Here is an 8,222-nt window from a genome sequence, read left to right on the forward strand (position 1 = left end):
CCCAGACCATGACTCCACACCTGATGAAACTGCTGGGCCTGTCCACTGCCCTCCTGGCCATCAGCCAGGGCGTGAGCGCCGACGACGTGAAGGCCCCGACCTTCACCGCCGAACCTTGCTGCCAGCTGTGCCCGGAAGCGCACGACCCCAGCCGCTACACCACCCGCTACCAGCAGAACTTCACCACGCTGGTGCAGGCCCAGGGTGACTGGCTGTTCCGTACCCGCGAAGACCTGCGCACCGAGTTCACCACCACCCCGGCCGGCTACAAGCGCCTGCAGCAGGTGCACGACGCGTTCAAGAAGCGCGGCGTGGAACTGGTAGTGGTGTACCAGCCGACCCGTGGCCTGGTGAACCGCAACATGCTCAACCCGGCGGAAAAAGCTGCCTTCGACTACCAGAAGGCGTTGGGCAACTACCAGGCCATGCTCAAGCGCTTCGCCAGCATGGGCTACAACGTGCCCGACCTGTCGCCGCTGACCAACGAACAGCTGGCCGCCGCCGACCAAGGCAAGGACTTCTACTTCCGCGGCGACCAGCACTGGACGCCATACGGTGCCGAGCGCGCGGCGAAAATCGTGGCCGAAACCGTGCACAAGATGCCGGCTTTCGAAGGTATCCCGCGCAAGGAATTCGAGACGAAGAAGTCCGGCCGCATGGGCAAGACCGGCACCCTGCACAACGTTGCCGGCCAGCTCTGCGGCACCAGCTATGCAGTCCAGTACATGGACCAGTTCACCACCGAGCCGAAAGGCTCCGACGGTGGCGGTGACGACCTGTTCGGTGACGCTGGCAACGCCCAGATCACCCTGGTCGGCACCAGCCACAGTGGCAAGAACTACAACTTCGCCGGCTTCCTGCAACAGTACATCGGTGCCGATGTGCTCAACGTCGCCTTCCCCGGCGGTGGCCTGGAAGGCTCGATGATCCAGTACCTGGGCAGCGAGGAATTCAAGAAGAACCCGCCGAAGATCCTGATCTGGGAGTTCTCCCCGCTGTACCGCCTGGACCAGGAAACCATCTGGCGGCAGATCCTCGGCCTGCTCGACGACGGCTGCGATAACCGCCCGGCGCTGATGAGCGCGAGCACCACCCTCAAGCCCGGCAAGAACGAGTTGATGGTGAACGGCAAGGGCGGCGTGATCAAGGACCTGGTCAACCGCAACATCCAGATGGACGTGAAGTTCGAGGACCCGTCGGTGAAAGTCCTGCAGGCCACCCTCTGGTACCTCAACGGCCGCCACGAGGACATCAAGCTGGAAAAACCGGAAACCGCCGAGACCGATGGCCGTTTCGTCTTCCAGATGCGCGAAGACGAGGACTGGGCCAGCCAGGGCCTGCTGGCCTTCGAGGTACAGGGCCCGGAAAGCGGTACCCAGAAGGTCGAGGCCAAGCTCTGCAAACGCAACAACTTCGCCGTGCCCGCGCAGACCGCGCAGGCCGGCCAGTGAGGCGACCATGACTGCGTTCAAGCGAATTTTCCGCCCTGCCCTGCTCGCCCTGGCCTTGTGCGGCAGTGCCGCGCACGCCGCGCTGGTACCGCCGCAGGGGTACTACGAAGGGATCGAAAAGCTCAAGACCGGCGACGGTAACTTCCGCTGCGAAGCTGTGCCCAAGCCGTACACCGGGGCCCTGCAGTTCCGCAGCAAGTACGAAGGTTCGGACAAGGCGCGGGCCACCCTCAACGTCAGCTCGGAAAAGGCCTTTCGCAAGTCGACCGAGGACATCACCACCCTTGAAAGAGGCGTGAGCAAGATGATCGGCCAGTACATGCGCGATGGCCGCCCGGCACAGCTCGAGTGTGCCCTGGCCTGGCTGGGCAGCTGGGCACGTGCCGATGCGTTGATGTCCACCGACTACAACCACACCGGCAAGTCGATGCGCAAATGGGCGCTGGGCAGCATGAGCGGTTCATGGCTGCGCCTGAAGTTCTCCAACTCGCAGCCACTGGCTGCGCACCAGGCCGAGGCCGAACTGATCGAGAAATGGTTCGCCCGCCTTGCCGAGCAGACCGTGCGCGACTGGAGCGACCTGCCGCTGGAGAAGATCAACAACCACAGCTACTGGGCGGCCTGGGCAGTGATGGCCACCGCCGTGGCCACCGACCGTCGCGACCTGTTCGACTGGGCCGTGAAGGAATACCGGATTGGTGCCAACCAGGTCGATGCGCAGGGCTTCCTGCCCAACGAGCTCAAGCGCAAGCAACGCGCCCTGGCCTACCACAACTACGCCCTGCCGCCGCTGGCGATGATCGCCAGTTTCGCCCAGGTCAACGGCGTGGATGTGCGCGGCGAGAACGACAACGCCCTGCAGCGCCTGGCGCAGCGGGTGCTGGCCGGGGTCAAGGACCCGAGCACGTTCAAGGCGCGCAATGGCGAGAAGCAGGACATGCAAGACCTGAAGATCGACAGCAAGTACTCGTGGATGGAGCCCTATTGCAGCCTGTATGCGTGCAGCGGCGACACCCTGCAACGCAAGCGCGGGATGCAGCCGTTCAACAGCTTCCGGCTGGGCGGCGACCTGACCCGGGTCTACGACCCGAGCGCAGAGAGCAAGAAATGAGTTGAACCCCTTTGGGGGCGGAACCTGTGGGAGCGGGCATGCCCGCGAAGAAGGCCCCGCGGTGCATGGCAAGGGCTTCGCCCTTGTTCGCGGGCATGCCCGCTCCCACAGGTACCAAGGCTTCCCCCACTTTTTTCAGTGGGGGGTTTGGGGGGCGTTGTGCCCCGGATGCTGTAAACAAAAAGGAGAACCGGGATGGTCTTCTCGTCCAACGTGTTCCTGTTCCTGTTCTTGCCGATCTTCCTCGGCTTGTACTACTTGAGCGGGCAACGTTATCGCAACCTGTTGCTGCTGGTCGCCAGCTACATCTTCTACGCCTGGTGGCGAGTGGACTTCCTGGCATTGTTCGCCGGGGTCACCCTGTGGAACTACTGGATCGGCCTGAAAGTCGGCGCCGCCGGTGTCCGCACCAAGCCCGCCCAGCGCTGGCTGCTGCTCGGCGTGGGTGTCGACCTGGCGATCCTCGGCTACTTCAAGTACGCCAACTTCGGCGTCGACAGCCTGAACGCGATCATCACCTCGTTCGGCCTGGAGCCGTTCATCCTCACCCACGTGCTGCTGCCGATCGGTATCTCGTTCTACATCTTCGAGTCGATCAGCTACATCATCGACGTGTACCGCGGCGACACCCCGGCCACCCGCAACCTGATCGACTTTGCCGCATTCGTGGCGATCTTCCCGCACCTGATCGCCGGCCCCGTGCTGCGCTTCAAGGACCTGGTCGACCAGTTCAACAACCGTACCCACACCCTGGACAAGTTCTCCGAAGGCTGTACCCGCTTCATGCAGGGCTTCATCAAGAAAGTGTTCATCGCCGACACCCTGGCCGTCGTCGCCGACCACTGCTTCGCCCTGCAGAACCCGACTACCGGCGATGCCTGGCTCGGCGCCCTGGCCTACACCGCGCAGCTGTATTTCGACTTCAGCGGCTACAGCGACATGGCCATCGGCCTGGGCCTGATGATGGGCTTCCGCTTCATGGAGAACTTCAAGCAGCCGTACATCAGCCAGTCGATCACCGAGTTCTGGCGGCGCTGGCACATCAGCCTGTCGACCTGGCTGCGCGACTACCTGTACATCACCCTGGGCGGTAACCGCAAAGGCACCTTCAACACCTACCGCAACCTGTTCCTGACCATGCTGCTGGGCGGTCTGTGGCACGGCGCCAACTTCACCTACATCATCTGGGGCGCGTGGCATGGCATGTGGCTGGCCATCGAGCGCGCACTGGGCATCGACACCAACCCGCAGCGCTTCAACCCGGTGAAGTGGGCCTTCACTTTCCTGCTGGTGGTGGTCGGCTGGGTGATCTTCCGCGCCGAAAACCTGGAAGTGGCCGGCCGCATGTACGGCGCCATGTTCAGCTTCGGCGACTGGCAGCTGTCGGAGCTCAACCGCGCCCAGCTCACCGGCCTGCAAGTCGCCACCCTGGTGGTTGCCTACATCACCCTGGCGTTCTTCGGCCTGCGTGACTTCTATCGCAACGCCAGGCCGACGCCCAAGGCCACCCCGGTGGCGGTCAACGCCGACGGCTCGATCGGCCTGGACTGGACCCGCGTGATGACCCGCGCCCTGGTGCTGCTGCTGTTCGTGGCCTCGATCCTCAAGCTTTCGGCGCAGAGCTACTCGCCGTTCCTCTACTTCCAGTTCTGAGGTGGATGACATGACCCGCACCTTACGCATCACCTATTCACTGTCGTTCCTCGGCCTGCTGGTAGGCATGGGCGTGTGGTCGACCGGTGGCCTGCAAAGTTTCCAGCGCACCGAGCAGATGAGCCTGCTCAACGGCAAGCTGGCCAAGGCCGCCGAGACCCACTACGACGAACACTTCCCGATCAAGCGCCTGGGCACCAACCTGTGGGCGGCGATGGATTTCAAGCTGTTCAATGAAGGCCGCCCCGGTGTGGTACTGGGCCGCGACCAGTGGCTGTTCAGCGACGAAGAATTCAAGCCCACCGCCGGGGCCGAGCAACTGATGGCCGAAAACCTGGCGCTGATCCGTGGCGTGCGCGACACCTTGCAGCAGCACGGCAGCCAGCTGGTGCTGGCGATCGTGCCGGCCAAGGCACGGGTATACGTCGAATACCTGGGCAAGGAACTGCCGACCAGCCTGCATGGCGACCTGTACAACCAGTTCCACGCCCAGGCACGCCAGGCCAACGTGTTCGCCCCGGACCTGATGGCACCGCTTGAACAGGCCAAGGCCCGTGGCCAGGTGTTCCTGCGCACCGATACCCACTGGACGCCGATGGGCGCCGAAGTGGCAGCACAGGCGCTGGCCGAAGCGGTCAGCCGGCAAAACCTGCTCAACGGTGAGCCACAGACGTTCGTCACCGAAGCCGGCAGCACCGCGCCGTACAAGGGCGACCTGACCAACTTCCTGCCACTGGACCCGCTGTTCAGCAACCTGCTGCCGGCACCGGACAACCTGCAGAAGCGCACCACCCGCCCGGTCGAAGCCGAGGATGAAGCCGGTGACGCACTGTTCGCCGACAAGCAGATCCCGGTTGCCCTGGTGGGCACCAGCTATAGCGCCAACCCGCACTGGAACTTCCTCGGTGCGCTGCAGCAGGCCCTGCGCAGCGACGTGGCCAACTACGCCGAAGACGGCCACGGCCCGCTGCTGCCAATGCTCAAGTACCTGCAAAGCGATGCCTTCAAGACCGCCGCACCGCAAGTGGTGGTGTGGGAATTCCCCGAACGTTATCTGCCAATGAAGAACGACCTCAGCAGCTTCGACCCGCAGTGGATCGCGCAGCTGAAGAACTCCCGTAAATCCGAAGAAAACCTGGCCTTGTCGTCCACCCGGACGAACCACTGATAGAGAGGAACACGCCAATGACTACCAAAACTTCCATTGCCAAAGCCCTCACCCTCGCGGCCGGCCTGTCCCTGGCCTCGGTGCAGGCATTCGCCGGTGCCGACGCCGCGCTGTACGGCCCTAGCGCACCAAAAGGTTCGACCTTCGTGCGCCTGTACAACGCCTCCAGCACCCCGACTGCAGCCTCGGTCGGCAACACCCAGATCAAGCAGGTTGGCGCCCAGGCCAGCAGCGATTTCAGCTTCCTCCCAGGCGGTGACTACACCGCCCAGGTTGGCGGCAAGAGCGTGCCGGTCAAGCTGGCCTCGGACAAGTACTACACCCTGGTAAACAACGCCAATGGCAGCCCGAAGCTGATCGAAGAACCGCCGTTCAAGAACAAGCAGAAAGCCCTGGTTCGCGTGCAGAACCTGAGCGACCAGCAACTGACCCTGAAGACTGCCGACGGCAAGACCGAAGTGGTCAAGCCGGTTGCCGCCAATGGCCGTGGCGAGCGTGAGATCAACCCGGTCAAGGTCAACCTGGCGCTGTACCAAGGAGACAAGAAAGTGGGTGACCTCAAACCGGTCGCCCTGGAGCGCGGCGAAGCCGCAGTGCTGTACGTAACGGGTTCCGGCAACGCCTTGTCGCCGGTGTGGGTAACTCGCCCCGTGGCTAGCAACTGATTCCACTGCCTCTCAACGACTATTGGAGAAACATGATGATCCCGGTAATTCTTTCTGGTGGTAGCGGTTCCCGTCTGTGGCCTCTGTCGCGCAAGCAGTTCCCCAAGCAGTTCCTGGCCCTGACCGGTGAACACACCTTGTTCCAGCAAACCCTGGAACGCCTGGTGTTCGAAGGCATGGACACGCCGATCGTGGTCTGCAACAAGGACCACAAGTTCATCGTCCAGGAGCAACTGGCCGCGCTGAAGCTGGAAACCCAGGGCATCCTGATGGAGCCGTTCGGCCGCAACACCGCCCCGGCGGTGGCCATGGCGGCGATGAAACTGGTCAACGAAGGCCGCGACGAGCTGATGCTGGTGCTGCCGGCCGACCATGTGATCGATGACCAGAAGGCCCTGCAACGTGCCCTGGCCCTGGCCACCGTGGCCGCCGAACGTGGCGAGATGGTGCTGTTCGGCGTACCGGCGACCAAGCCGGAAACCGGCTATGGCTACATCCGTTCCAGCCAGGACGCCCTGCTGCCTGAAGGCGTGGCCCGTGTGGCGCAGTTTGTCGAGAAGCCCGACGAGAAACGCGCCGCCGAATTCGTCCAGGCCGGTGGCTACTTCTGGAACAGCGGCATGTTCCTGTTCCGTGCCAGCCGCTTCCTCGAAGAACTGAAAAAGCACGACGGCGACATCTACGATACCTGCGTGCTGGCCCTGGAGCGCAGCCGTGAAGACGGCGATGTGCTGACCATCGACGAAGCCACCTTCGCCTGCTGCCCGGACAACTCCATCGACTACGCGGTGATGGAAAAGACCCAGCGCGCTTGCGTGGTGCCGATGTCGGCCGGCTGGAGCGACGTGGGCTGCTGGTCGTCGCTGTGGGAAGTGCACGAGAAGGACGACAACGGCAACGTCACCAAAGGCGACGTGGTGGTGCAGGACAGCCACAACTGCATGATCCACGGCAACGGCAAGCTGGTATCGGTGATCGGCCTGGAAAACATCGTGGTAGTCGAGACCAAGGACGCGATGATGATTGCCCACAAGGACAAGGTCCAGGGCGTCAAGCAGATGGTCAAGACCCTCGACGAGCAGGGCCGTACCGAGACCCAGAACCACCTGGAAGTGTACCGCCCATGGGGCTCGTACGACTCGGTGGACATGGGCGGCCGCTTCCAGGTCAAGCACATTACCGTCAAGCCGGGCGCCAGCCTGTCGCTGCAGATGCACCACCACCGCGCCGAGCACTGGATCGTGGTGTCCGGCACCGCCGAGGTGACCTGTGACGAGAACGTGTTCCTGCTGACCGAGAACCAGTCGACCTACATCCCGATCGCCTCGGTGCACCGCCTGCGCAACCCGGGCAAGATCCCGCTGGAGATCATCGAGGTGCAATCCGGCAGCTACCTGGGCGAGGATGACATCGAGCGTTTCGAGGATGTGTACGGGCGTACCTCCACGCCGATCGAGCGTGGCGTTTCGGTGAAGACCATCGCGCAGTAAGCAAGACCCCGGGGCCGCTTTGCGGCCCTATCGCGACGCAAGGCCGCTCCCACAGGGATCGCATGTTCCACTGCATTATCGATCCCTGTGGGAGCGGCCTTGCGTCGCGATTGGAGGGCGCAGCCCTCCCCGCTTTTGAGCCCACTCCCATTTCGGGCTACGATGGTCAGACCCCGCGCAACCAAGGTCTGCAAGCCCCATGATCATCGGTGCCTTCCTCATCCTCACCTGGCTGGTGCTGCTGTTGCGCTATCCGGCCAAGGCCCTGCCGATCTCGCTGGCTGCCGTATGTGGCCTGGGCCTGGTGGCTCTGTTCGTCGTCTGGCAGGACACCCGCGAAACCTCGCAACTGGCCCGCCTGGACCTGCGCCTGAACTACGCCCCCGAACACTGCCCTGCCGACCGTGCCCTGCAAGTACGCATGAAGAACGGCAACGACGTGCCGCTGAGCGAATTGCGCTGGCGGGTGGCGGCGTATGCGCCGGGCGATACCGTGAACCTGGCCGAGAATACCTACAACGCCCCGCGCTACCGCGGGCCGGGTGAACTGCAGCCGGGGGCCGAGTGGAAGGACTGCCTGCCACTGCCACCACTGCGCTCCGGGTACCGGCCGCAGACCCTGGAATTTCGGGCCGAGCACCTGCAAGGTACGTTTGCCAATTGATCTATTGACTGTGCCGGCCT

Annotated in this window: 7 protein-coding genes; all 7 read left to right on the forward strand. The window is 63.5% G+C overall.

What is annotated here, in order from left to right:
- Positions 1-8 precede the first annotated feature (8 nt).
- The 7 genes from ACLEJP_RS24685 to ACLEJP_RS24715 all read left to right on the forward strand — a co-directional run bounded on the left by ACLEJP_RS24685 (position 9) and on the right by ACLEJP_RS24715 (position 8,202).
- On the forward strand, positions 9-1,451 hold the full coding sequence (locus tag ACLEJP_RS24685; RefSeq protein WP_289130821.1) for an alginate O-acetyltransferase: 1,443 nt from the start codon (positions 9-11) through the stop codon (positions 1,449-1,451).
- A gap of 7 nt (positions 1,452-1,458) precedes the next feature.
- The gene (locus tag ACLEJP_RS24690; protein WP_440810662.1) at positions 1,459-2,562 is read left to right on the forward strand and encodes a mannuronate-specific alginate lyase; all 1,104 of its coding nucleotides are present in this window, start codon (positions 1,459-1,461) and stop codon (positions 2,560-2,562) included.
- 195 nt (positions 2,563-2,757) lie between these two features.
- Positions 2,758-4,215 carry an MBOAT family O-acyltransferase gene (locus ACLEJP_RS24695; protein ID WP_225779196.1) on the forward strand — a complete coding sequence of 486 codons (1,458 nt, stop codon included), beginning with the start codon at positions 2,758-2,760 and terminating at the stop codon, positions 4,213-4,215.
- Between the two features lie 10 nt (positions 4,216-4,225).
- Complete coding sequence (locus ACLEJP_RS24700; protein ID WP_440810665.1) at positions 4,226-5,383, forward strand: alginate O-acetyltransferase; 1,158 nt, start codon at positions 4,226-4,228, stop codon at positions 5,381-5,383.
- A gap of 17 nt (positions 5,384-5,400) precedes the next feature.
- On the forward strand, positions 5,401-6,048 hold the full coding sequence (locus tag ACLEJP_RS24705; RefSeq protein WP_440810667.1) for an alginate O-acetyltransferase AlgF: 648 nt from the start codon (positions 5,401-5,403) through the stop codon (positions 6,046-6,048).
- Between the two features lie 35 nt (positions 6,049-6,083).
- Positions 6,084-7,538, forward strand: a complete 1,455-nt coding sequence (locus tag ACLEJP_RS24710; RefSeq protein ID WP_440810671.1) for a mannose-1-phosphate guanylyltransferase/mannose-6-phosphate isomerase — start codon at positions 6,084-6,086, stop codon at positions 7,536-7,538.
- Between the two features lie 199 nt (positions 7,539-7,737).
- Positions 7,738-8,202: a multidrug transporter gene (locus ACLEJP_RS24715; protein ID WP_440810669.1), complete on the forward strand. Its 465-nt coding sequence runs from the start codon at positions 7,738-7,740 to the stop codon at positions 8,200-8,202.
- Positions 8,203-8,222 lie beyond the last annotated feature (20 nt).

It is taken from the genome of Pseudomonas sp. SMV7 (assembly GCF_052041995.1).
Lineage (GTDB): Bacteria > Pseudomonadota > Gammaproteobacteria > Pseudomonadales > Pseudomonadaceae > Aquipseudomonas.

What these genes read in the sequence shown, in the direction of transcription:
- ACLEJP_RS24685 (WP_289130821.1), top strand. Translation starts at nt 9, where the DNA reads ATGACTCCACACCTGATGAAACTGCTGGGCCTGTCCACTGCCCTCCTG.
- ACLEJP_RS24705 (WP_440810667.1), top strand. Translation starts at nt 5,401, where the DNA reads ATGACTACCAAAACTTCCATTGCCAAAGCCCTCACCCTCGCGGCCGGC.
- ACLEJP_RS24715 (WP_440810669.1), top strand. Translation starts at nt 7,738, where the DNA reads ATGATCATCGGTGCCTTCCTCATCCTCACCTGGCTGGTGCTGCTGTTG.
- ACLEJP_RS24710 (WP_440810671.1), top strand. Translation starts at nt 6,084, where the DNA reads ATGATCCCGGTAATTCTTTCTGGTGGTAGCGGTTCCCGTCTGTGGCCT.
- ACLEJP_RS24700 (WP_440810665.1), top strand. Translation starts at nt 4,226, where the DNA reads ATGACCCGCACCTTACGCATCACCTATTCACTGTCGTTCCTCGGCCTG.
- ACLEJP_RS24690 (WP_440810662.1), top strand. Translation starts at nt 1,459, where the DNA reads ATGACTGCGTTCAAGCGAATTTTCCGCCCTGCCCTGCTCGCCCTGGCC.
- ACLEJP_RS24695 (WP_225779196.1), top strand. Translation starts at nt 2,758, where the DNA reads ATGGTCTTCTCGTCCAACGTGTTCCTGTTCCTGTTCTTGCCGATCTTC.